The 24333-nt window shown below is 49.9% G+C and carries 26 protein-coding genes, 1 tRNA gene and 1 riboswitch; of the genes, 19 read left to right on the top strand and 8 right to left on the bottom strand.

Features of this window, described 5'->3' with window-relative positions; genetic code table 11:
* The first annotated feature begins 36 nt into the window (after window positions 1–36).
* The 7 genes from aroC to nusB are packed head-to-tail and all read left to right on the top strand — an operon-like array spanning window position 37 to window position 5267.
* Window positions 37–1224 (top strand): chorismate synthase, encoded by a 1188-nt coding sequence (gene aroC / locus EBS36_01650; GenBank protein NBU31864.1) that lies wholly within the window; start codon window positions 37–39, stop codon window positions 1222–1224.
* Window positions 1178–1732, top strand: a complete 555-nt coding sequence (locus tag EBS36_01645) for a shikimate kinase (GenBank protein NBU31863.1) — start codon at window positions 1178–1180, stop codon at window positions 1730–1732. The genes aroC and EBS36_01645 overlap by 47 nt, the downstream gene beginning before the upstream one ends.
* Window positions 1729–2817 carry a 3-dehydroquinate synthase gene (locus tag EBS36_01640; GenBank protein ID NBU31862.1) on the top strand — a complete coding sequence of 363 codons (1089 nt, stop codon included), beginning with the start codon at window positions 1729–1731 and terminating at the stop codon, window positions 2815–2817. The genes EBS36_01645 and EBS36_01640 overlap by 4 nt, the downstream gene beginning before the upstream one ends.
* Window positions 2810–3241 (top strand): type II 3-dehydroquinate dehydratase, encoded by a 432-nt coding sequence (gene aroQ, locus EBS36_01635; protein NBU31861.1) that lies wholly within the window; start codon window positions 2810–2812, stop codon window positions 3239–3241. The genes EBS36_01640 and aroQ overlap by 8 nt, the downstream gene beginning before the upstream one ends.
* Window positions 3238–4293 carry an aminopeptidase P family protein gene (locus EBS36_01630; protein NBU31860.1) on the top strand — a complete coding sequence of 352 codons (1056 nt, stop codon included), beginning with the start codon at window positions 3238–3240 and terminating at the stop codon, window positions 4291–4293. The genes aroQ and EBS36_01630 overlap by 4 nt, the downstream gene beginning before the upstream one ends.
* 14 nt (window positions 4294–4307) lie before the next feature.
* On the top strand, window positions 4308–4868 hold the full coding sequence (efp, locus tag EBS36_01625; protein ID NBU31859.1) for an elongation factor P: 561 nt from the start codon (window positions 4308–4310) through the stop codon (window positions 4866–4868).
* On the top strand, window positions 4869–5267 hold the full coding sequence (gene nusB / locus EBS36_01620) for a transcription antitermination factor NusB (GenBank protein NBU31858.1): 399 nt from the start codon (window positions 4869–4871) through the stop codon (window positions 5265–5267).
* Here nusB and EBS36_01615 read toward each other — a convergent pair.
* Window positions 5265–5341: transfer RNA gene (locus EBS36_01615), tRNA-Leu, on the bottom strand. The genes nusB and EBS36_01615 overlap by 3 nt on opposite strands.
* Window positions 5342–5393: 52 nt before the next feature.
* Here EBS36_01615 and EBS36_01610 point away from each other — a divergent pair.
* The 12 genes from EBS36_01610 (at window position 5394) to EBS36_01555 (ending at window position 15069) form a co-directional block, all read left to right on the top strand.
* On the top strand, window positions 5394–5963 hold the full coding sequence (locus EBS36_01610; GenBank protein ID NBU31857.1) for a response regulator: 570 nt from the start codon (window positions 5394–5396) through the stop codon (window positions 5961–5963).
* 6 nt (window positions 5964–5969) lie between these two features.
* Entirely contained in the window at window positions 5970–6539 is a 570-nt protein-coding gene (locus EBS36_01605) for a CDP-alcohol phosphatidyltransferase family protein (GenBank protein NBU31856.1), read from the top strand.
* Window positions 6526–7323 carry a DUF881 domain-containing protein gene (locus EBS36_01600; protein ID NBU31855.1) on the top strand — a complete coding sequence of 266 codons (798 nt, stop codon included), beginning with the start codon at window positions 6526–6528 and terminating at the stop codon, window positions 7321–7323. The genes EBS36_01605 and EBS36_01600 overlap by 14 nt, the downstream gene beginning before the upstream one ends.
* A complete protein-coding gene (locus EBS36_01595) occupies window positions 7323–7655 on the top strand; it encodes a DUF1290 domain-containing protein (GenBank protein NBU31854.1) in 333 nt (110 codons plus the stop codon). Before EBS36_01600 ends, EBS36_01595 begins: the two co-directional genes overlap by 1 nt.
* A 1-nt stretch (window position 7656) precedes the next feature.
* Entirely contained in the window at window positions 7657–8385 is a 729-nt protein-coding gene (locus tag EBS36_01590; protein ID NBU31853.1) for a DUF881 domain-containing protein, read from the top strand.
* 24 nt (window positions 8386–8409) lie between these two features.
* Window positions 8410–8796: a glycine cleavage system protein GcvH gene (gene gcvH, locus EBS36_01585; protein ID NBU31852.1), complete on the top strand. Its 387-nt coding sequence runs from the start codon at window positions 8410–8412 to the stop codon at window positions 8794–8796.
* Between the two features lie 15 nt (window positions 8797–8811).
* Window positions 8812–9300 carry an FHA domain-containing protein gene (locus EBS36_01580; GenBank protein NBU31851.1) on the top strand — a complete coding sequence of 163 codons (489 nt, stop codon included), beginning with the start codon at window positions 8812–8814 and terminating at the stop codon, window positions 9298–9300.
* A gap of 5 nt (window positions 9301–9305) precedes the next feature.
* Window positions 9306–10037 carry a MerR family transcriptional regulator gene (locus EBS36_01575; GenBank protein ID NBU31850.1) on the top strand — a complete coding sequence of 244 codons (732 nt, stop codon included), beginning with the start codon at window positions 9306–9308 and terminating at the stop codon, window positions 10035–10037.
* 21 nt (window positions 10038–10058) lie between these two features.
* Complete coding sequence (locus EBS36_01570) at window positions 10059–10535, top strand: bifunctional nuclease family protein (GenBank protein NBU31849.1); 477 nt, start codon at window positions 10059–10061, stop codon at window positions 10533–10535.
* A gap of 165 nt (window positions 10536–10700) precedes the next feature.
* Window positions 10701–11312 carry a MerR family transcriptional regulator gene (locus EBS36_01565; protein ID NBU31848.1) on the top strand — a complete coding sequence of 204 codons (612 nt, stop codon included), beginning with the start codon at window positions 10701–10703 and terminating at the stop codon, window positions 11310–11312.
* Window positions 11313–11353: 41 nt separating this feature from the next.
* Window positions 11354–11443, top strand: a riboswitch (glycine riboswitch).
* Between the two features lie 34 nt (window positions 11444–11477).
* Window positions 11478–14402, top strand: coding sequence for a glycine dehydrogenase (aminomethyl-transferring) (gene gcvP / locus EBS36_01560; GenBank protein NBU31847.1), 2925 nt, complete (start codon window positions 11478–11480; stop codon window positions 14400–14402).
* A gap of 322 nt (window positions 14403–14724) precedes the next feature.
* Window positions 14725–15069 (top strand): RNA polymerase-binding protein RbpA, encoded by a 345-nt coding sequence (locus tag EBS36_01555; protein NBU31846.1) that lies wholly within the window; start codon window positions 14725–14727, stop codon window positions 15067–15069.
* Here the strand turns inward: EBS36_01555 and EBS36_01550 are convergent.
* The 7 genes from EBS36_01550 to tatC are packed head-to-tail and all read right to left on the bottom strand — an operon-like array spanning window position 15066 to window position 24327.
* On the bottom strand, window positions 15066–15791 hold the full coding sequence (locus EBS36_01550; protein ID NBU31845.1) for a polyprenol monophosphomannose synthase: 726 nt from the start codon (window positions 15789–15791) through the stop codon (window positions 15066–15068). The genes EBS36_01555 and EBS36_01550 overlap by 4 nt on opposite strands.
* A 32-nt stretch (window positions 15792–15823) precedes the next feature.
* Window positions 15824–17320: an apolipoprotein N-acyltransferase gene (lnt, locus tag EBS36_01545; GenBank protein ID NBU31844.1), complete on the bottom strand. Its 1497-nt coding sequence runs from the start codon at window positions 17318–17320 to the stop codon at window positions 15824–15826.
* A complete protein-coding gene (locus tag EBS36_01540) occupies window positions 17298–18857 on the bottom strand; it encodes an amidohydrolase (protein ID NBU31843.1) in 1560 nt (519 codons plus the stop codon). The genes lnt and EBS36_01540 overlap by 23 nt, the downstream gene beginning before the upstream one ends.
* Before the next feature lie 2 nt (window positions 18858–18859).
* Window positions 18860–19960, bottom strand: coding sequence for an aminopeptidase P family protein (locus EBS36_01535; GenBank protein ID NBU31842.1), 1101 nt, complete (start codon window positions 19958–19960; stop codon window positions 18860–18862).
* Window positions 19957–20895, bottom strand: a complete 939-nt coding sequence (locus EBS36_01530) for a 5'-3' exonuclease (protein NBU31841.1) — start codon at window positions 20893–20895, stop codon at window positions 19957–19959. Before EBS36_01530 ends, EBS36_01535 begins: the two co-directional genes overlap by 4 nt.
* Window positions 20889–23576, bottom strand: a complete 2688-nt coding sequence (locus EBS36_01525; protein NBU31840.1) for a DEAD/DEAH box helicase — start codon at window positions 23574–23576, stop codon at window positions 20889–20891. Before EBS36_01525 ends, EBS36_01530 begins: the two co-directional genes overlap by 7 nt.
* Complete coding sequence (tatC, locus tag EBS36_01520) at window positions 23569–24327, bottom strand: twin-arginine translocase subunit TatC (GenBank protein ID NBU31839.1); 759 nt, start codon at window positions 24325–24327, stop codon at window positions 23569–23571. The genes EBS36_01525 and tatC overlap by 8 nt, the downstream gene beginning before the upstream one ends.
* Window positions 24328–24333: the final 6 nt, after the last annotated feature.

The following is a 24333-nucleotide window of genomic DNA, read 5'->3' as shown; positions in this document are numbered from 1 at the left end:
TAGCCTTAGTAGCGCCGAACATGAAACAATAGAGGCATGTTGCGTTGGTTAACCGCTGGAGAGTCACATGGCCCGAGCCTGACTGCCGTAATCGAGGGTTTACCCGCTGGCATAGAAGTGACTACATCAGATATTCAAGCCGCCCTGGCTAGACGTCGACTTGGTTACGGCCGGGGTGCGCGGATGAAATTCGAGCAGGATGAGGTCACGCTAACCGGCGGCATCCGGCATGGACTTTCTATGGGTGGGCCGATTGCCATCTCGATTGCGAACTCTGAATGGCCCAAATGGGACAAAGTGATGGCTGCTGACCCCGTGCCGCAGGAAGAGCTCGCTTCCTTAGCTCGCAATGCTCCGCTAACTCGCCCTCGACCCGGGCATGCTGATCTGGCAGGTATGCAGAAGTACGCCTTGGATGACGTTCGACCAATTTTGGAACGGGCCAGTGCCAGAGAAACAGCGGCCCGAGTAGCTTTGGGCGAAGTCGCCAAAAGATTCTTGCGGCAAGTTGCTGGCATAGAAATTCTAAGTCACGTAGTTGCCATTGGTTCGGTATTTTCGACAAACACAACGACGCCAAGTATTTCCAACCTAGCGCAAATTGACGACGATCCCGTTCGATGCTTCGCCCCATCAGATAGCCAGGCTATGCAGGCTGAGATTAAGGCTGCACATGATGATGGGGATACCTTAGGCGGTGTTGTTGAGGTTGTCGCACACGGTGTACCGGTTGGTTTGGGTTCACATGTGCATTGGGACCGCAGGTTGGATTCTCAATTAGCTGCTGCGTTGATGGGAATTCAGGCCATAAAAGGTGTTGAAATTGGTGATGGCTTTGCGGTAGCAACCCGGCGAGGGTCTGCGGCACACGATGAAATCTTTAACGATGATGGGGTCTTGCGTCGGCACACGTCTCGTAGTGGCGGTACTGAAGGTGGCATGAGCACTGGGGAGATGCTGCGTGTTCGGGCTGCAATGAAACCCATCTCGACGGTACCCAAGGCATTAGCAACTGTTGATGTTGCTACTGGCGAGGCAACAACAGCAATCAATCAACGATCTGACGCTTGCGCTGTCCCGGCCGCTGGCGTGGTAGCAGAAGCAATGGTGGCCCTAGTTTTGGCGCAGGCGGTACTCGAGAAATTCGGTGGCGATCATGTCAGCGAAACTGCGCGTAATGTCTCTGGCTACTTGGCCAACATTGCGAGTTTCAGACGTGACTAACATTGTGCTCGTAGGAGTACCAGGGGCAGGCAAGACAACAGTGGGTCGCTTACTTGGTCAGGCTCTCGAGCGACCATTCTTTGATAGCGATTTTGAAATAGAACGACTCGCAGGCAAGACAGTTTCCGAAATCTTTACTCAGGACGGCGAACAAACATTCCGAGACTTAGAGGCTACGGTTATCGCCGATTTGCTTAAAGGCGATGGCAAAGTGCTCTCATTAGGCGGTGGAGCTCTGCTTAATCAGGACACCCGAAAACTGGTTGCAAATAGCCAGACCATTTGGCTAGTCGCCAACCTAGCTAAGGCCGTCAGTCGCGTTGGCTTAAATCGCAACCGCCCTTTGCTACTAGGTAATGTTCGGGGGCAACTGGCCGATCTTATGCAAGCTAGGGAACCTTTGTATCGCGAGGTTGCAAAACACCAAGTAGAAACATCTGAGTTAACTCCAGATGAAGTTGTGGCTGAAATAATGAAGAGCATGAATTCTAGTCAGGCAGGATTATGAAGACGATAGAAGTGCATGCGGATGTCTCATACCCCGTGATAGTTGGCCGAGGACTATTTGGACAGGTTGCGAATTTCTTAACAGGAGTTGATCGCGTTGCGATCATTTATCCGGCGGCTTTAAGGCTGACTGTGGAATTCCTGCGGAGTTCTTTAGCCGGGGTAACAGTGAGTGCGCTTGAGATTCCCGATGGTGAGGCAGCAAAGAATTCTTCTGTCGTCGAATTCTGTTGGACCAAATTGGGTCAAGCAGGCTTTACCCGAAACGACTTAATTATCTCGCTAGGTGGCGGCGCTACTACAGATCTTGCAGGCTTTGTCGCTGCAACTTGGTTACGCGGCATTAAAGTGCTACACATCCCTACAACTTTGCTTGGCATGGTCGATGCTGCTGTTGGTGGAAAGACTGGTATCAATACCGAATCAGGTAAAAATCTTGTTGGCTCTTTTCATTCTCCTGTTGCAGTGCTATGTGATTTGGATGCTCTGAAGTCGCTTCCGCGGGATGACTACATAAGTGGACTAGCAGAGATTATCAAGACAGGTTTCATCCGCGACCCAAAAATTCTAGAACTCATCGAAGGTAGTCCAGCGGGTGCATCAAGTTCCGAGTGGGAACATACGGCACAGATAATTGAGCGGGCAATCCAGGTGAAGGCTGATGTGGTGAGCACAGACCTTAAGGAAACTTTAGGTACATCTGTTGGTCGAGAGATTCTAAATTACGGTCATACTTTTGGACACGCGATAGAGCGAGCCGAGGGCTACCGATGGCGACACGGAGCGGCAGTATCAGTCGGGATGGTTTACGTGGCCCACTTAGCTCATCTTTGCGGAGTTCTTTCAGCTGAAATCCGGGACCGACACATCAGAATTCTACGTGAAGTCGGTCTGCCAACTTCGTACCGGTCGGACAACTGGGACGACCTGTACGCGGCCATGCGCATCGATAAGAAATCTCGGGGCGACTTATTGAGATTTGTCGTCCTTGAGGATGTGGCGAGGCCACGCCTGCTAGAAGGGCCTGACCTGTCCGCACTTTATGCAGCCTACGAACTAACGGCAAAAGGGGAGCGATATGCCTAGAGTACTTGTTCTTAATGGTCCTAACCTGAATCGTCTTGGACAACGTGAGCCAGAGGTCTATGGCAGTCAATCTTTGGCTGATATTGAATCGGCATGCATGACATATGGCCAGCAACTTGGACTGGAAGTTGATTTTCGCCAGTCAAATGACGAAGTAGATCTAATCAATTGGCTTCAAGAAGCTGCCGCAGATAATTTGCCAGTAATCATAAATCCAGCCGCCTACACACATACTTCGGTTGCCATCCGAGATGCAGCTGCCATGTTGACCAGCCCACTAATTGAAGTTCACTTGAGTAATCCGCTGGCAAGAGAGGAATTTCGACACACTTCACTGGTGTCTGGAGTTGCCACGGGCACAATAGCGGGATTTGGCGCTCAATCATATCTCCTTGGACTTCAGGCTTTGTCTACTTTGCTATGACCTCAAGAATTACCCGTGTTCAAGATGTATTGCCCGCTGACGAAGCACTGCTGGTTACTAAGCCTGCGAATGTTCGATATCTAAGTGGTTACAGTGGCTCAAATGGCATAGTTTTGTTGACTCAATCAGATGCCACATTGTTCACTGACAGTCGTTATGCGATTCAAGCAAGTTCAGAATGTTTTGACGTCAATATCGTGATTTCGTCTGACCTATTCAAGGGGGCAGCTGAACTTGCCAAGGGAAGTGACCTGCAAATAGAAGCGCGCCACCTAACAGTTGGTGCCTTTAATCGACTAAGTGATTTGCTTGCACCAAATCGGATAAAAGTTTCAGCTGTAGGCATTGAGTCTTTTCGAGTAGTAAAAGATGAAAACGAGATTGCTTTGATCGAACAGGCTTGCCAGATCGCAACGTCCGCCCTGAACCAGGTAACTTCAATTAATTTGATTGGACGCACCGAGAGAGAGATTGCTCGCTTACTTGAATTTGAGATGTTAAATTTAGGCGCTGAAGCAATCGGTTTTGAAACAATCGTAGCCTCTGGTCCAAATAGTGCTATTGCGCACCACCAGCCAACAGGTCGAGCGCTCAGTCAAGGTGACTTACTAAAAATTGATTTCGGTGCAAGAGTGTCGGGCTATCACAGCGACTGCACCAGAACATTCGTGGCTGGCAAGCCTAATCAATGGCAACAGGATCTTTATTCCTTGGTGCTATCGGCTCAAACAAATTCGAGATCAGTTCTAACAGGTGGTGTCACAGCCAGCGAGGTGGTGAAGCCTACGATGGTGGAATTCGAGAAAGCTGGGCTCTTAACTAACTTCGGTCATGGACTTGGACATGGGGTAGGGCTGGAGATACACGAGGACCCATTCTTATCGAACAAACTTGACGATACACTTGACCCAGGCACTGTATTAACCGTCGAACCCGGTCTTTACTTCCCGGACCAAGGTGGCGTTCGAATCGAGGATACTGTGGTTGTAACTAGTTATGGTTACCGAACTTTAACTGATTACTCATACGACTTAATAGAAATAGGGAAGTAACCAAGGAGACCAGCGTGGCAAGTACTAATGATTTGAAGAACGGCCTTGTGCTCAACATCGACGGTCAGCTTTGGACGGTGGTCGAATTTCAGCACGTTAAGCCTGGCAAAGGTCCGGCATTTGTTCGCACCAAATTGAAGAATGTTCTGTCGGGCAAAGTGGTGGACAAGACCTTCAACGCTGGCGTTTCTGTTGAGACCGCAAATGTGGACAAGCGAAACATGCAGTACTTGTACCGAGATGGCACCGATTGGGTGTTTATGGATTTGGAATCATACGACCAATATCCAGTTTCTGATGTCACAGTCGCAGACGCAGCAAAATACCTGCTCGAGAACCAAGAAGCCGTAGTGGCTATACATGAGGGTGTGCCGCTGTATGTCGAACTTCCTGCCAGTGTGGAATTGATGGTGGTGTACACCGAACCAGGTTTGCAGGGTGATCGATCCAGTGCCGGGACAAAACCGGCAACACTTGAGACAGGTGCAGAAATTAAAGTTCCCCTATTTCTGGAATCAGACACCAAGGTAAAAGTGGATACCCGAGACGGTTCCTACCTTGGACGTGTCAATTAAGTGCGAACCAGAAGTAAGGCGCGCTCAAGAGCGATTGAAGCGCTATTTGAAAGCGAGCAACGCTCGGTATCCGCGCAATCTGTCCTTGAGCGCAATCCTGAAGTAAACGAGTACGCCACTGAGCTTGTAGACCTGGTCACGGCAAATTTGGGCCGAATAGATGAATTAATCTCAACACACCTAACGGAACGTACGATAAACCGGATGCCTGCACTTGACCGGGCTATAGCTCGTGTTGCGGTTGCTGAATTGTCCTGGAAACAAGATTTGGACACGGGTGTGATTGTCGCAGAGGCTATGGAGATTGCTGAAAGTTTAAGCACCGAACAGTCAGCGAAATTTCTGAATGGATTGTTGGGTCAAATTGCCCTAACCAGATCAAATATTTCGAGCTTGTAGTGCCCTGGGTGGGATTCGAACCCACACTGAACGGTGTTTGAGACCGCGCTCTCTACCAGTTGGAGTACCAGGGCGTGACTTCTAGGTTATCGTGCTGAAGGGGTGTTGTGCACATAGGCTAGGTCTATGACTAGAACTCGGGTAGTCGTTGCAGATGACGAAGCAATAATTCGCATGGACCTCGTGGAGTTGCTCGAACACGCTGGCTACGAAGTTGTAGGTCAGGCCAGTGACGGAAAGGCCGCCCTACAGGCGATAAAAGAGTTAGCACCTGATGTCGCCGTCCTAGATGTCAAAATGCCGCTTCTTGACGGCATTGAAGTTGCTCATAACATTCGTGAGCACATTCCAGTCGTTCTTGTCACTGCCTTTGGTCAGGCCGATGTCATCGCACAGGCAGGTAGTGCAGGTGTTATGGGCTATGTCATGAAGCCATTCACCGAAGCAGATGTAGTCGCAGCAATCGAGATTGCCATTAGTCGATTTGCGGATCTAAAATCACTTGGCGCTCAGCGCGATAGTCTTGCTGAGTCTCTCGAGACGAGAAAGATACTAGATCGGGCAAAGGGCCTTCTGCAATCAAAGCTCTCATTAGATGAGCAGCAAGCTTTCCGCTGGCTACAGAAGGCTGCTATGGACAAACGACTCTCGGTTAGGGCAGTTGCCGAATCGGTAATTGCTGAATTGGGTCAATAGTTGAGAATGAAAAGTGGAAACTTTAATGTTCCCAATAGCCTGAGTGTGTTGCGGCTAATTGGAGTACCTTATTTCTATTGGCTGATAGTTTTTCGCCAAAACTACGGACTTGCAATCGTTGTGTTGTTCGCCAGCGGTGCGACTGACTGGCTAGATGGCTATGCGGCTAGGAGATTAAATCAGCGCACTAGAATCGGCGAATTACTCGACCCGCTTGTTGATCGACTTTATGTAACTGCAGCCATCGTTGCGCTTGTGGTTAACAAGGAGCTGTCGATCTTCTTGCTTCTGGCGTTCTTAGGTCGCGATTTTTTTATGACAATCCTGCTTGCACTGCTCAAGAGGAGGGGTTACTCAGGATTTCCCGTACATTTTGTCGGAAAAGCGGCAACGATGAATTTACTGTGGGCTTTTCCATTGGTCTTACTTGGAACATTCGACAGCAAACTGGGTGAAATCTCGCATTATGTTGCCACGGCTTTTCTAATTTGGGGGTTAGCCTTGTATTGGTACGGCGCCTTCCTTTATGCCGTTCAATACCGAGGTTTAGTTACAGTTAAGGATCATCTTGAGTAGTAACCCGTCACTCGATGCTCTGTTAGCCGACGCAGTCGCTTCAGATTATCAAGCGCTCAACGCTGATAGACATACTTCCAGAACCATAAAAGCACTGGCCGCTCTTTGTGCTACTGGACTGGCACTAACCTTCGTCGCTGCGGTCATTGAGAAGCGAACCCATAGTGATGTAGTAACTGCCACTCGTGAGGCGCTGATAGAGCGTATTCAGGCAGCTGACAAACGAGTCGCGACGGCCCAGCGTCAAGTAATTCAGTCCAACGCGGATCTAGCAGCCGCCGAAAGCGCGCACCTAGCGGGAACATCTCTGGGGGAACAAGCACAAAAACGTTTAGAGATACTTCGTCGAGCAACCGGCTTCACACCGTTAACTGGTCCTGGACTACAAGTGACTTTGAGCGATGCGCCAACAGACCTCTCAGTTCCAGCAGGAGTAGCAGAACCTGGCAGAGTTTTAGACGGTGATGTGCAGGCTGTAGTAAACGGTTTGTGGGCAGCTGGAGCTAAGGGGATTGCGGTAAACGGCCAGCGACTGACAGCATCGTCGGCAATCCGAAATGCGGGGGAGGCAATATTGGTGGACTATCGCCCACTATCACCGCCTTATCGCATCGTTGCGATAAGTGATTCAGCGGACGCCACAGCAGGCAATTTCCGAGATGGTGTCGCTGGACTCTTGCTTGAAGAGTTAGCCAGCAAGTACGGCGTACTCTGGAACATAGCAACCATTGGCGAGGCGACCATTCCGGCCGCTACCAGCACTGTCTACCTAGGAGGCAACTAATGATCCCGGCTCTCGGTCTGATTGTGGGCATAATTTTGGGTCTAGTTCTACGGCCGACAGTTCCACTTTGGTTCCAACCTTATTTGCCGATTGCGGTAGTAGCGGCACTTGATGCAGTCTTCGGCGCACTTCGGTCGGTTCTTGATGGCATTTTCAACGACCGAATTTTTGTTATCTCATTTCTCTCCAATGTGGTAGTGGCAGCAGTCATCGTATTTCTCGGTGACCAGCTTGGAGTAGGTTCGCAGATGTCAACGGGTGTCGTAGTGGTTTTGTCTATGCGCATCTTTGCTAACGTCGCCGCTATTCGTCGACATCTGCTAAAGGCTTAGCATGGCAGCGCATCCAAAACATCGACCCGCTCGAACCGGTCGCATAGCCCGACTACGGTTACGCCGCTCACTTGCGCCACAACTAAATCAGACGCAAATTTTGATTACTACTATTTTTGTATTACTTGGCTTTGCCACTACTGCGGCGATCAGCGGCTCAACTGCAAGCTCAGTTCTAGCCAACGCTCGACAGACTGATCTCGTAGCTGTACTAGACGACCTTTCCGGCCGTGAAGCTCGACTTCAGGCTGAAGTGTCTCGACTCGAAAGTGCCAGGCAAACTCTGCTTGGCGGTAGCGAATATCAAGCGATTACTGAGGCGAAGCGCCGAGCAGCAGCATTAGCCCAATTGGCCGGCACGCAGAAAATTGTTGCCGCTGGCATCACAGTGACGATTTCGCGTAATCTGACTGCCACAACGCTGTTAGACGCTATTCAAGAGTTACGAGATGCAGGTGCAACTGCAATTCAAATAGCAGATGCGCAAGAATCGGTACGGGTGGTGGCAAACACCTGGTTTGCTGACACGGAAACAGGTGTCTCTGTGTCCGGCACCGAATTGAGATTACCGCTGGTAATTAGTGTGATTGGCGATAGCTCAGTACTTAGCCCGGCGCTTAGAATTCCCGGCGGGCTCGTGGCTAGAGTTGAGGACGGTGCCGGTCGAGTCGTTATCGCCGAGCAACCAGATGTGGAAATCACGGCTACGGTACCGCTGCAGACCCCTTAATCCCACATGCCGTACGCTTAAGCCATGGCGAATATACCTAGCGATTTGAAGTACACCGCGGAACACGAATGGGTTCAGGTACTAGATGCAACTACGGTTCGATTTGGTATCACCGATTATGCGCAAGATGCACTTGGTGACATAGTTTTTGTGAGTTTGCCGTCGGTCGGACAGAACGTTACAGCTGGAGCACATTGTGGGGAAGTAGAATCCACTAAAAGCGTGAGCGATATATTTGCTCCAGTTTCTGGCAAGGTAGCGGCCCGAAATGACGCAGTGGAGACCGCGCCCGAAGTGATTAACTCGGATCCTTATGCGTCTGGGTGGCTAGCCGACATAATTGTCGAAAATGCTGAAGTTGCTGTCGCAGAGCTGTTAGACGCGGTAGCGTATCAACAAATCACAGGTTGATATTGGAAGGCCAAAATGACCAGTTGTTCGATGTGTGAGCATGAGAACGAGCCGGGTGCCCGTTTTTGTTCATCTTGCGGCGCCGCCATGCCAACAACCACGCAAACAACAGGCATTTACGACATCGCTAATGTAGTTGAAACCACCGAAGTACCGATCGTCAATCCAGTGCACTTCGCTGAGTTGGCCGGTAGCAACGCAGTGCTGGTGGTGACTCGGGGAAGTTTAGAAGGTGTTCGCTTCACCTTGACGGCAACTAATCCTGAGTCAGTAACAATCGGCCGCTCACCAGAGAGTTCCATCTTTTTGGACGACGTAACCGTTTCCCGCCAGCATGCTACTTTAACTTTCACGACTCAGGGCTGGGTTCTAACTGACTCTGGCAGCCTCAACGGAACTTACGTCAATCGACGGCTGGTCAACTCAGTGGTGCTAGCAAATAATGACGATGTGCAAATAGGTAAGTATCGCCTAGTTTTCATTGCAAACCAGAGTCAGGCCTAATTCACATGGCACAAGAGTTTCCGCGCACTGCATCTGGTCATGCACTATTTACAATCGGTGAGGTAATTAACCGAATTTCCGAAGAGTTTCCCGAAATAACTATTTCGAAAATCAGGTTCCTGGAAACCCATGAGCTGATAACGCCAACTCGCACTGCAAGTGGGTACCGCAAGTTCAGTCTTATTGATGTTGAGAGACTTCGCTACATTCTGCGCATGCAACGGGATCATTTCCTTCCCTTGAAGGTCATTAAGAACCACATCGAAGCCATGGATCGAGGGCTTGAACCACCAGCCGTTGGAGATGTCACGCCCAAACCTCCTCGTGCGCTGGTTAGTACCGACAGCTTGGTTGAGTCTGCCAATGTTAAGGCGGTTCGACTTACTCGTGAAGAGTTATTGGAAAATTCTGGGCAAGCTGAGGACCTGGTTAAGGATCTGCTAACTTTCAGTCTTATCAGACCAGATGAGCAAGGACTATTTAGTGGCAGAGATTTGACGATTGTCGAAACGGCTGGCTTGCTAGCAGGATTTGGTTTAGAGCCAAGACACCTGAAAACTGTGAAGTCTTCAGCCGGTAGAGAAATTGATTTGTTCGCTCCGCTGATAACTGCTGCGCGTTCCGGTAGAAATGGTGCCTCAAATGCAGAGGTTGCTGAACTGGCACTACAAATTTCAAACGCACTTTTGCGCCTGCACGAACTAGTGCTCCGACAAATTTTGGACGAACAACTTTAACTTCTGGCATAAACTAGCCATATGGTTCAGGTAGAAGTTGTCGGCGTTCGGATCGAGTTCCCATCTAACCAGCCAGTATTGATTTTGCGCGAGATTGATAGCCCTAGATTTCTGCCACTGTGGATCGGGATGCCCGAAGCTAGTGCAATCTCAATGGCCCTTGATGGAGTTGCGGTAAGCAGGCCGATGACGCACGATTTATTACTCAATGTAATCACCGATTTTTCTGAAAAACTGGTAAGCGTTGAGGTGACCGAACTTCAAGACGGTGTGTTTTATGCCGTCCTGCAGTTCAGCACCCATGACGCAGTAAGTGCTCGACCATCTGATGCAGTGGCTTTGGCAATTAGAGCCGATGTGCCGATTTATGTCAGTGATGACGTAATGGCCACGGCTGGACAATTCGTTTCTGAGCAGGAGCAGGAATCCGACACCGACACAGAGTTGGAGCAATTTCGCGAGTTTCTGGACCAGATCAAGCCAGAAGACTTTTCTTAGCCAAAATACGGTTTTTTTAGGTCTAACAAACCCTGAAGTAGAGATTTAGGCTTGACGGTCGGCGTGTCGTGGTCAAGTTAATTGACCTCAACCTGAGATGCACATATCGTGAGTATCCGAAGGTTTCCCCGTGGACTAGGTCCACCTTCACCGAGGAGATAGTCAATGACCGAATTTGAGGGTACTGCACCCGAATCGATCGCTGATGAAGTAGCAAGAGCCCAGGCGCAAATTGTTGCCGAAGAGCAGGGTTTATTCGCTGACCAAACTCCAATTTCAGAGCTTTCGCAATTGGGTTTCCGTGGTCCGGTAGCCGCCGGGGTAGTCGGGATTACGTATCGGCAGCTTGACTACTGGGCTCGCACGGGTCTGGTTGAACCTACAGTTAGGCCAGCCACGGGTTCAGGTACTTCAAGACTCTACGGTTTTCGCGACATCTTGGAACTCAAAGTGGTCAAGCGCCTGCTTGACGCCGGCGTATCACTGCAGCAGATCCGGACCGCCATTGAATACTTGAGAACTCGCGGAATAGGAGATCTCACCCAAATTACTCTTATGAGTGATGGAGTCAGCGTCTATGCCTGTATGTCCGCAGACGAAATTATTGACCTCTTGGCACATGGGCAGGCGGTTTTTGGGATTGCGATAGGCGGTGTCTGGCGTGAAGTCGCCGGAAGCTTAAGTCATCTACCGAGCGAGCGAACTGTCCTGGAAGCACCAATGTCTAACGCAACCGACGAGCTATCTCTGCGTCGTAAGGCACGCGAAGGAGCCTAACACGCTGCACCATGCGTCCTGCGGTAGAATAGAGTTGCTTACGAACCTGCAAGGGAGAGTTTGCGCTTAGCGCAACGCCGACGGGGCAAATGTCCTCATAACCTCTCAGGCAAAGGGACCTTGCGGGATCAGCAACTCTGAAGCAGCACGGCAACAGAGGGGGAGATGCGCAAACGCATCCGTCTTTGTTGTGGAGTAAAAGTGGCTGACCTTATTTCAGTACAAAAATCAGATGAAATTTTCGCTGATCGACATATCGGTCCCGATGGACATCAGCTGACACACATGCTAGACAAGCTTGGTTATGCAAATTTAGAGGAACTAATTGCAGTTGCTGTACCCCAAGGTATTGCACTAACTGAGGAACTAGAAATTCCAGCTGGGCGATCGGAACCAGAAGTGTTAGCCGAATTGCGCGATCTCGCTGGCAAAAATATCGTGTTAACGCCAATGATCGGGCTTGGCTACTACGGAACACATACTCCAGGTGTTATCGCGCGAAACATATTCGAAAATCCAGCCTGGTACACCGCTTACACACCTTATCAACCAGAAATTTCCCAGGGACGCCTTGAGGCCTTACTCAATTTTCAGACAATGGTTACCGATTTAACGGGCTTGGACATCGCAAGTGCGTCACTTTTAGACGAATCAACGGCAGCCGCAGAAGCGATGACTTTGATTCGCCGAATGAGCAAATCACAGTCAAACATTTTCCTTGTTGATGCGGACACGCATCCACAAACTCTTGCAGTGTTGCAAACTAGAGCCGAGCCACTAGGGATAGACATTCATCTAATTGATGTGAGCACCTGTAGCGATGAAATTGAGGAGTGCTTCGGATTATTGGTAAGTTTCCCAGCAAGCAGTGGTAGCGTTCGCGACCTTCGAGTTTTAGTTACCACCGCCCATGCTGCTGGCGCTCTTGTAGTTGCAGTAACCGATCTGCTCGCTCTTACACTGCTAACGCCACCGGGAGAGTGGGGAGCGGACATCGCTGTTGGTTCCACACAGCGCTTTGGTGTCCCAATCGGCTTCGGTGGTCCACACGCTGGCTTTATGGCTGTGCGAAGTGGCCTAGAGCGCTCACTGCCTGGACGCTTGGTCGGAGTTACTAAAGATGCAGCAGGTAACTTGGCCTACCGTCTTGCTTTACAAACTCGGGAACAGCACATCCGACGTGATAAGGCAACAAGCAATATCTGCACAGCCCAGGTACTCTTAGCGGTTCTTGCCTCCATGTATGCGGTCTATCACGGCCCGAATGGATTAACTCGAATAGCCCGCAGAACAAATCAGCTGGCAAGTTCATTTGCTGGTGGTCTTCGTGACTGTGGAGTAGCAACTTCAAGTGACTTTTTTGACACGGTACAAGTAACACTGGCTGGCAAGGCCAACGCAATTGTCGCAGCGGCCCGCAACGCTGGAATTGCAGTACATGAAATTTCTGCAGATGTTGTCAGTATTAGTTTTGATGAGACCTCCACTAAACAAACGGTAATGACCCTCTGGCAAGCGATAGCGAGTGTCAGTGGGGAAGTGGTTGCCCCAGAATTTGGGATAGAGTTCGAAACCTTGCCCTCACATTTACTTCGAGGGAGCAGTTTCTTGACTCATGAAGTATTCAATTCCCATCACAGTGAAACAGACATGCTGCGCTACATCAGAAGACTGAGCGACAAGGACATTGCGCTAGATCGCTCAATGATTCCGCTTGGTTCATGCACTATGAAGTTGAACGCAACCACCGAGATGGCCGCTGTTACTTGGCCTGAGTTTGGCGGGATTCATCCCTTCGCACCACTAGATACTGTGCAGGGTTATTTAGCCATGATTCGCCAGCTCGAAACCTGGCTAGCCGAGATTACGGGCTACGACAGCGTTAATCTCCAACCAAACGCTGGCTCTCAGGGGGAGTTTGCTGGCCTGCTGGCCATTAGGGCGTATCACAAGGCGCAAGGACAAGCACAGCGCGATGTCTGTCTGATTCCAAGCAGTGCCCACGGTACGAACGCAGCCTCTGCGGTCATGGCAGGCATGCGGGTGGTCGTTGTTGCCTGTGACGAGCAAGGCAATGTAGACATAGCAGATCTCAAATCCAAAATTGAGCAGAATGCACAGACTCTTTCCGCTTTAATGATTACTTACCCGTCGACGCATGGCGTCTACGAGTCTGCGGTCCAAGAAATTTGCGAGCTCATTCATAATGCAGGCGGTCAGGTCTATGTGGATGGCGCAAACCTTAATGCGTTAGTGGGGCTAGCCAAACCCGGTAAATTTGGCGCTGATGTTTCGCACTTAAATCTGCACAAAACTTTCGCGATTCCACACGGTGGCGGGGGACCTGGGGTTGGCCCAGTGGCAGTAAAAGAGCACCTGGCACCTTATTTGCCATCGCATCCAATTCGCCCCGAGGCGGGCCCCCTAGGGCAGGGTTACACAGACGGCGGGGTAGGACCGGTCAGTGCTGCTCCTTGGGGCAGCGCCAGCATCTTGCCCATAGCCTGGGCCTACATCCGCTTAATGGGTGCTCAAGGTCTCAAAGACGCTACATCGGTGGCCGTGGTTAGTGCGAACTATCTAGCTGCCGAGCTTTCGGCGGACTACCCAGTGCTGTATCGCGGAAACCAGGGGCTAGTTGCTCATGAGTGCATCCTAGATTTGCGTGACATCACCAAGGAAAGCGGGATCACCGTTGATGATGTTGCTAAGCGCCTAATGGACTATGGATTCCATGCGCCAACTATGTCATTTCCAGTGCCAGGCACTTTGATGATTGAACCGACAGAAAGTGAATCGCTTGCAGAATTAGATCGATTCATTTTCGCCATGCGAAGTATTCGAGCGGAGATCCGAGAAGTACAAAGTGGAGCCTGGCAGGGCCAAGACAACCCTTTGGTAAATGCCCCACATACCGCTGAGTTTGTTCTGGGTAACTGGACTGATGTCTACCAGCGCACGGTTGGTGCGTATCCAGCGGGAAACATCGGAAATAAATATTGGCCGCCAGTTCGACGAATTGATGGCGCTTACGGTGACCGCAACCTGGTTTGCTCTTGTCCAAGCCCTGAGGCCTTTCAAGTCGATTAGCTAGCGCGGGGTAGCGCCCGGGAATCGGTGTAAATGAGTGCGTCGCACGTCAATTCCATCAGTACTGGCAAGATTTTGTTAGATTGACATAATGTATCTTATCGGCTAATTAGTGTGCGCCCCTGAGACTTCAATCACGGAGTTTAGTCTGGCTTTGCGCCTATTGGTAACACTCAGAATTCTCCCGGTAACTGAGTTTTTCAGACGATGTTGGCGGGGTAACACTACTTAGAAAAAGCTTGGCTGAACTTTTTGTTTGAGTGTATTTACGTTGGGTAGACAAGCGATAACAGATTGCTCGAATCAAATACGGGAGGTCATCATGATGGACGAATCAATGCGTGGCAGTTCAATGAGTCACGTTAGTTATGAAGTAGACCGTGGCGATCATGTAGCCGTACAGCTCGTGACCTACACCTGCATCGACGGGCACAAATCTACCCTGCCGTTTGCCGCGGATGCCGAAGAAATTCCAGTCACTTGGGACTGTGCGTGCGGTCTCGTGGCGGTTCTTCCTGGGGCGAGCATTCCAGAGCCTGAGCCGATTCGCGCCCGCAGGTCGCATTATGAAATCGTACGAGAGCGCCGCACCGAGAATGATTTGGCGCAAATCTTCTTGCTAAAGCTGCACCAGATGCACGACTTTGACCAGTTGCGTAGCGCCTAATCGCGAAAAATTCGCAAAATTTTGTCCAGGCGTTTTGTCAAACCCCATACCGTAACCCGGCGTAGTGCCTCTTTGACAATTCGGGAGTCCATCTTGCTTTCGCCGAATTCGCGTTCGACGAAAGTGATTGGGACTTCAACAACGCGCAGGTGGTTTTGTATCGCACGCCAAGCTAAATCAACTTGGAAGCAATATCCCTGACTCTGAACTGTTTGAACATTCATCGCATCAAGTGCGGACATTCGATACGCTCGGAAACCGCCGGTTGCATCGTGCAGGGGAATGTTGAGAAGTAGTCTGGTGTAAATGTTTCCACCCCGAGACAAAATCTTTCTACTTAGCGGCCAATTCACCACTTCCCCACCACTAACCCAGCGTGAGCCAAGCACCACATCTGCGTTAACTAATGCATTAAGCAATTTTGGTAAATCAGCGGTGCGGTGCGAGCCGTCTGCATCCATTTCGACTACCACTTGAAAACTGTTTGCTTTTGCCCACGCAAAACCGGCCAAATAGGCAGCACCGAGTCCATTCTTTTGGGTTCGATGCAGTACTTGAATGTTGGCGTCAGTATTGGCCATTTGATCGGCTAATTCGCCAGTGCCGTCGGGCGAATTGTCATCAACGATCAGTAAGTGCACTGCAGGGACCTGCTCACGTAATCCGGTAACTATCAGGGGCAGGCTTTCAATCTCATTAAAGGTAGGGATGATTACCAGAATCTTACCTAGTTCAAGGTGCGCAGGATTTTCCACTAGACAACCCTATCTGCGCTATCTTTTCGACTTGCCGCTCCCCTTCTTCGTTGGACAAACTGAGAAATTCTCTCTAAATAGCAAAGTCCCGCAAGAACAACCAAAATAAGTCCCAGACGCAACGGGTTTCGATCGGCAAAGGTTTTACCGTTCACCAGGTCTACCTCAGAGACAATTGCTGCCCCCTCATTGTGGCCGATTCGGCTCACAATTTGACCGTTTGAAGCGATTACTCCTGACGTTCCCGTTGTGGTGGCAATGACCATACTGCGTTGGTGGGCCAACGAGCTAAAACGCGAAATTTGAAATTGTTGCGCCGGCTGGTTGGTCGCAACGTAAGTTGCATTATTTGAAAGAGTCACGAGAAGCTCAGCGCCACCTTGGACTAATTGCTGAAGATGGTCTTGATCGGCGACTTCAAAACAAATAGCTAAGCCTATTTTGTGTCCACCAACCTCCACTATTGAGCCACCTGATCCTGCAGCAAAATCTGCGGGAATTTGATCGAAACGAGAAATTCGACTGGCCAGAAGATTACGCAGGGGTAAGTATTCACCAAATGGAACTAGATGCTTTTTGGCATATGAGGCAGTGGGTCCAAGCTTAGGTTGCCAAAGAACCGCCAGATTTCTTGGAGCTTCATCTGCTCTCTGCAGCACCACTCCGATGATAAAGGGTTTATTGACCACATCTACCGCATTTTGAATCTGGAATGCAGCACTATCCTGAAACGAAGTGAGATTAACTGAATTTTCTGGCCAAAGCACAAAATCCGCCTCGCGTAAGGTCTCCTTGTGTGCGACAGTTTGCGCTATTTGCCTTCGTAACACTTCGGCCGGGCGTAAATATTCGGAGACTTCAGAACCAACTACGCCGCTCTGAACTATCCCTACCTTTAGCGAATCACCCACTGGCGGGCTAGGCAGCACAACTGCTAATAGGTATGCCACCAGCATTAGAACCAATTTGCGTAGTGTCTGTTGCTTCCAGAGCTCGGCCAAGTTTGTAGCAACTAATACCGAAACGATCGCGACCAGCGTACTACCGCCAATCTTTGCGTACTGTGCAAGCCAGCTCGAACTAGCGGGATAGCTAAGTAGACCCCAACTGAAGCCACCCCAGGGAAAATTGCTCCGCAGCAGTTCAATGGCTGCCCAAATAATTGCGAATTCGATTTTTCCACGGGTGCTGTTTGCTTCAACTGGCGTTAAGGCCAGGAATATGAAGAAGCTTAAACAAAGCAAAACCAAGAGTGCATGCGCATCGGTGCCTAAAACTGCTATCCAACGAAGCAAAGGAACGAAGAATCCAAGTCCAAAACTGAGCACTATCCAGAATCTGGCTTTGAGCGGCTGATCTATCAATAACCGATATAGCCACGCAAGGGAAAATAGAACTAGGACCCAGCTTGACCAGATAAAGGAAGAATAGAGAATTACACCAGCAAAAATAGATTTGAACACCGTGCGAAAATTAAACATGCGTAGCTCGGTCATAAATCACCCGACCTGCACGAACCGTGAGTAAACACTCAGGGTTACCTTCACTTAAATCTGGCAGGGCAGGTAAACCAGATCGCGGATCAGTTGACCAACTCTGGGTAACAGTAGCCGCTTGCCCACTGTTGTAGTTTTCTACCTGCCAAATCGCCAGATCGGCCCGGTGTCCTACCTGGATAACACCAGCAGCGTCATTTCGCGCGGCTCGATGCCCTCCCCTAGTGGCGGCATTAAACGCTGCGCGATCAGAAATCTGCGATTCGACCTGATTATGGGTAGTTGCTGCCCGAATCCAATCCCAAGGACTGCTTTGGGTCACCGGCGAATCAGAACCGAAGGCTAGTGCCATCCCCGCTTCTATCATTTTGTGGAATGGGTGCGTTTGGGCTAAACGAGCAGATCCAAGCCGACTCTCATACATGCCCGCTTTAGTGCCCCAGTAGGCGTCGAATGACGGCTGAACACTAGCCACCACTCCGAGTCCAGCGAATAGCTCTAGCGCTTCGCAGGTTGGCATCGATAAATGTTCAATCCGATGGCGACAGGCCCGAACCTGTGCTGGTGTAACTTCGGTGAGTGCTTGCAGAAACCCCTCGTGCACCTTTTCACAGGCTAAATCGCCGATAGCATGAAAGCCCGCCTGAACTCCTCGCCGGGTTGCCCGAACAATTTGTGCTGCAATTTCTGGTACTGACAACTGTGCAAAGCCACGAGTATCCGGTTGATCGGAATAACTTTCGGTTAGCAGTGCAGTCCTTGAACCCAGTGACCCATCTACACTGAAATCGCCAGCCACCCCGAAAGCACCTAGTGCCAGTGCTTCGTCGATGTCTGCAGACGCCCAATACGGTACGACGCCAGGAAGGTCGTTCGATTTGGCAACTGACAGAACTGAAAGGAAGTCTGCTTTTGAACTAACAGTGGGCCCAGCGTTCTCGTGAACGCTCACAACCCCGAAACTAGCAGCCTTTTTTAACGCAGCCGTGATGCTTTGTGTGTAGAAATCTGAATCGAAACCGCTCGAATACTCTTCCCAATATTTTTGCCGCACTTGCCCGGAGAGCACTTTCGGACCAGAACTATCTTCCATTTGGTTGACTACTGCAGAGTGCCCGTCTATTCGGGCCAGATAGAAGGATTTAACTCGAAGCGCCTGCGGCAGCGCGTCAAGAAACTGGGAGAAATCATCAGGCCATCCCGACTCGTCCCACCCGAATAGAAAATTTCGATTGCTGTTTGAAGCCGACAGATATTTCGCAGTGCGTAGCGCAAGGTCTGACCAACTTGTTGCTGCAGATAGGTCAGCGCCAAGTAAGCGCAGGCCTGTGGCACTCAGGTGTACATGAGCATCGACAAAACCCGGACCGATAAATGCGTCGGGGTGTTCCACATAGTTGTCTACCTCAACCTTGAAAGTTTGAGCGGTGAACTTGTCGCCAACCCAAACAATTTGTTCCTCTTCAAAAAGTACTGCTTGAGCGCCTACGACTCCAGGCGCATAGACACTGCGCCCAACAATCAATGTGGAACTCATAATTACAAAATGGCTAAGTCGTGTGAAGTGTTGTTGAAATTAACTAACCCAGTCTCAGTCAATGCAACAATGTCTTCGATTCTGGCTCCATACTTGCCAGGAATATAGAAACCTGGCTCAATTGAGAAAACATTTCCGGCAACCAGTGGTTTCTGATTACTTGCGACTATGTACGGCTCCTCGTGAGTGTCTAAGCCCAGGCCATGACCGGTTCGGTGTACAAAGTATTCGCCCAGTCCGCCTTCAGTAAGAATATCTCTTGCTATTGCGTCCGCTGCAGCGCCGGTCATACCCGCACTTATCCCATCAACTGCTGCGCTTTGTGCCTCCTGCAGAATCTTGTAACTAGCAAAATATTGCGCACTTGGTGTCCCCACGGCGTACATACGCGTTGAATCGCTGCAATAGCCACTGGGCATCGTTCCACCTATGTCGACAACTACTGGGTCTCCTGGTTCAATAATGCGGTCAGAAGATTCATGGTGTGGGCTTGCTCCGTTTGGTCCACTGGCCACAATAACAAAATCAACGCGTTCATGGCCCGAGCTGACAATGGCGTCCGCGATGTCCCGCGCAACGTCACGTTCACTTCTGCCCGCCCGTAGCCAGTTACCCATTTGATCGTGAACTGCGTCGATGGCCAAGCCTGCTTTTGCTATGGCCGACAGCTCGGCATCTTCCTTTACCTCACGCAGTTGGCTCAGCAATGATCCAGCCGCAACTGTCGTAGCCGAAAGAGCACTCTGGATAGCTAATGCCTTTTGTGCCCACATCGTGTCAGCAACTGCCACTCGAGAAACTGAGCCCGTGAGTTTAGCCAGCATTGCGATCGGATCGTCTGTCTCATCCCATGCGACTAATTCAATGTCGAATTGTGCTAAATCGTGAACTTGAGCCGCTGGCAGTTCTAAGCGCGGTACAAGGAGTTTGGTTGTTTGGCCAGATGAAACTATTAAACAGGTTAGTCGCTCTAGCGGTAGCGCCTGATAGCCCGTTAAGTACCGCAGGTCAGAACTCGGAGTTATGAAAACTGCGTCGAGGTCATCACTTTCCATGGCCTGCTTCAGGCGTGATATCCGTTTGTCATAAGCCAAAGAAATCATGAGTCAACGCTATCCAATTTCGGCAGATTAAGTGCGACCAAAAAGGCATTTACTTGCCGAGAAACGCCCCAGTCCCTAGCCAACTCGGCAAGGGAGCTGCTGTCCTTAATTCTGCTAACGGGCACAAGTTTGCGCGTTACCCTTGCGTCAGTACGAACTTGAACGACCTTCAACATATTGGGCAATTCGTCAATCTGCGTCAAGAGTTTTGTCCGATGACTTTTACTGATGCCACTAGAGACTTCATTGACCGCTGCCATCAATCCAGGGATCGAGTCGTGCGCAGCTATTAGAGCTGCTGCGCCCTTTTCGCCTATCCCTCGTACCCCCGGCAGTCCATCAGAAGAGTCCCCTCGCAATGCGGCAAAAGCCGAGTATTGACTTCCTGTAACACCGTAGGTTTGCAAAAGATACGAATCGTCCACAAAGACCAGGTTTCGAATACCTTTGGTGATGGAAATCACGCGATGCTTTGATTCATCATTCACCAATTGAAATAGATCACGATCTCCTGTCACAATGTCGGCCTCATGTTTATGCTGCGCAACTAGTGAGCCGAGTATGTCGTCAGCCTCAAATCCATCTTCTCCGAGTCGTGGCACGCCCACAGCGTCAAGAATTGCGGCGATGGCATCGATCTGAGCAGACAACTGATCGGGAACATCTTCTTCGCCCTCACCTAACCGAGCGTCAGGTTCAAGGCGATGTGTCTTGTAACTGGGTATCAAATCAACTCGCCACTGTGGTCGCCAATCTAAATCCCAGGCAAAGACCACATGATCTGCTGGAAACTGAGAAATCAAAGTGCTTGTCATTTCTAGAAAGCCACGGACAGCACCTGACGGTGTTCCATCCGGTGCTCGCACAGAGTCTGGTACGGCAAAGAACGCGCGATAGTAAAGCGTTGCACTATCGAAATAGAGACCTTTCACCACGTGACTATTCCCCGCTCTAAATTTCTTGCGCTATTGCGAGCTAGCTCGCTTAGCTCTCGATCAGTACTCGTTACGGCAATCTGCTTTAACAGGTCGATGACTTGCTTGGTCCACCTAACGAAATCCCCTGGCGCCAATGACTGATTTCTGAGAACTCTGGCTATGTCTTGTCCGCGAGCCCACTTCAAAGTTGGCCAGATAAAGCCAAAATCTAACTCAGCGAGATAGTCAATCCGATTCTGCGATTCAACGTCTTTCAGCTCGCCCCAAAGTTGCTGCATTCCTATGAGAACGTCGCCAAGTTGTCCTTCGGGAATAGTAATCGGGTTCTCTTCATCTCGTCTGGCATCAAAAACCAAGGCACTTACTGCACTGGCTAATGTTTCGACTGTCAGTCCAGACCAAGCCTGCTGTTCGATGCACTCGGCGACCAGCAAGTCTCGATCTGAGTAAATTCCGCGCAACACCTGGCCGCGTTCAGTAATTTCGTGTCCATCTGTTATTTCCAATAGGTAGCCTAGTTCGGTCAAAACAGAGCAAACCTGGTCAAACTCTCGAGCGATGGAACTTGTCCGAGCGGCTACCCGCTCTTCCAATTTGCGAATGGATTTTTGCGTTTCTCTATTTCTTTCGTACCAGCGGACATGTTCTTCGCGATCCGTGCACCCATGGCATGGATGACTTCGAATTGCCTTACGAAGACGATCAATCTCGACGCTAGTCTGGACAGTCGACTGTTTCCACTGGTGCTCTGGTTTGCTGTGTTTAGCTTGCCGAATTAATTGTTCCGACAACCAATTTCTGCTTTTAACGGAACGTGAATCAAAACTTGGCGGAATCCTGATTACCCCAATTAATTGCGGTAGTTCGTCGAAGTCAAAAATACCGATGCGTTTTACTTGCTTATTTAGTGACATAACTCTTGGTCGAGGATCTTGCGCATCCTGGGCCTCATTTAGCACTACATGAGGAACGCCATCTCGGCGTCCTACCCGCAAAACGAACACATCCCCGCGCTTCAAGTCATTTAAAAAGTTTGTATTTACAAAGCGGCGCTGCCTTACCTCATCCCGCTTTGTACCTTTTTCAAGATCAGAGAGTTTTGAGCGCAATTGCATGTAATCCCGCATGTCACCTAAATGACACTCGGCTGAATCCAAATATTCTGCGCTTGCCTGCTGAGTTCTTCGTAACTCTGTTGCGATTCCCACCACCGCTCGATCTGCCTGAAATTGAGCAAATGAGGACTCAAGTAGTTCTCGGGCCTTCACGGTACCGTATTTGCCAATAAGATTTACCGCCATATTGTAGGACGGCCGGAAACTAGATTTGAGCGGATAAGTTCTGGTGCTTGCTAATCCAGCTAATGACTGAGGGTCCAGCTCGCTGTGCCAAATAGTAATCGCATGGCCTTCAAAATCAATTCCTCGCCGACCCGCTCGACCAGTTAACTGGGTGTACTCGCCAGCAGTAATCGGTGTGTGGCTATTGCCATTCCATTTAATCAACTTCTCCAGCACGACACTTCTAGCCGGCATATTGATGCCCAGTGCCAGTGTTTCGGTAGCAAATACCGCCTTAATTAGGCCCCGCTGAAAGAGTTCCTCTACCACCTCTTTAGAGATGGGCAGCAGGCCGGCATGGTGCGCTGCTAAACCACGCTCTAACCCCTCTACCCATGTTCGGTAATTTAAGGTTCGCAGCTCATCAACAGAAAATTTTTCAAAGCGCTTATCAACGATCGCTCGGATTTCAAGCTGCTCCTCTCTGGTTGTCAGCGACAGGCCAGAAGCCAGGCATTGATTAACCGCTTCGTCGCATGCAGCGCGAGAGAAAATGAAAGTGATACCGGGCAGTAAATCTTCTTGCGCGAGTTTTTCGATTACGGTAACCCGCGACGGGGTGTATCGACTAGAAAATCGGTTGCCGCGATTACGAGGTACCGTTCGTTCATTTCTGGCATATCTCATCAGCTCCGGATTCACTCGGGTACCTTGAGAGTCGCTGAACAACTCATAAAGAGTCCCACCAACCATCACCGATTGGTGTAGCGGAGTCGGACGCGTTTCCTCAACCACCACTTCGGTATTGCCGCGAACTGTATTGAGCCATTCACCGAACTCCTCTGCATTACTAACGGTTGCGGAAAGTGCTACAACTCGAACATGCGCTGGTAGATGGATGATAACTTCTTCCCAAACGGCTCCCCTTGATCGATCAGCTAGATAATGGACTTCATCCATCACGACATGTGATAGGGACTTCAAATCGCGTTGATTCTCATAAAGCATGTTGCGCAAAACTTCGGTGGTCATAACAACAATCTGGGCATCGCCATTAATCGAATTATCACCAGTTAGCAGACCCACCTGTTCGGATCCAAAAATTTCCACAAACTCGCTGAATTTCTGATTAGACAGCGCCTTAATCGGTGTTGTGTAGAAACATCTAGATTGGTTTGCCAAGGCCAGATAGGCAGCAAACTGTCCGACCACGGTTTTGCCCGCACTAGTTGGAGCAGCGATTAAAACTCCATTACCAGCCTGGATGGCTAAACATCCCGCTTGCTGGAAGTCGTCGAGCTGAAAACTTAACGAGTCCACAAAGCCGCCTAGCAGACTCCTTTGTAGGCTTGTTCTTGCCTTTGCAGCCGCATATCTATCGGCTGGCGAACTAGTCATCTTTACCGCTAGTTGCCCTGCGGCGATCTACCAGAATTGCAATACCTGTGGCCCCGAAACATAGAACTCCAACGGGTAGTGCCAAGATGGCCATCCCAAGTGGGTCACCATTTGGCGTTGCAATCGCCCCAAAAAAGAATGCACCAAGCACGATCCAGCGCCACCCAGACAAAAAGGTTTTTCCTGAAACAATATGGAAGAAATTTAATACAACCATCAGCAGTGGGAGTAGGAATCCGAGTCCGAAAAATAGTGTCAGGTGTAGTGAGAACGAGATGTAGTTCTCGACGTTTGTTACATTGGTCACTGCCGCTGGAGTAAAACTAAATAAGGCAGATAATGTGCCTGGTAAGGCAAAATAACCTAGCCAACATCCCGCCAGGAACATGGGTAGAGCTACTGCGGTGAAAAATAACGACCACTTCTTTTCGTTTTTGTGTAGGCCAGGTGCAACAAAACGCCAAATTTGAAAAATCCAAATTGGACTTGATGACAGCACTCCGGCGACAAGGGCGACATTTAACTGCATCACTAGACCGCTAGTAACCCCTGTTAGGGCAAGAATAGTTTCTGGGTGATCTTTATGAATCCGATCAAAAGGCTCACGAAGAACTGCAAAAATATCCTCGTATCTTGACCAAGCAAACAGCGTGCCAAGCAGAATTGCGGAAATGCTTTTTACCAGTCGAGATCGCAACTCATCTAGGTGTTCACTCAGAGTCATTTTTGCCAAATCAACAGTATTTGCCACTTTGGG

The organism is Actinomycetota bacterium, from assembly GCA_009923495.1.
In the GTDB taxonomy this organism is placed as follows: domain Bacteria; phylum Actinomycetota; class Actinomycetes; order S36-B12; family UBA5976; genus UBA5976.
Note: the sequence above shows the minus strand (reverse complement) of the source record. Positions and strands in the feature narration are given on the sequence as shown.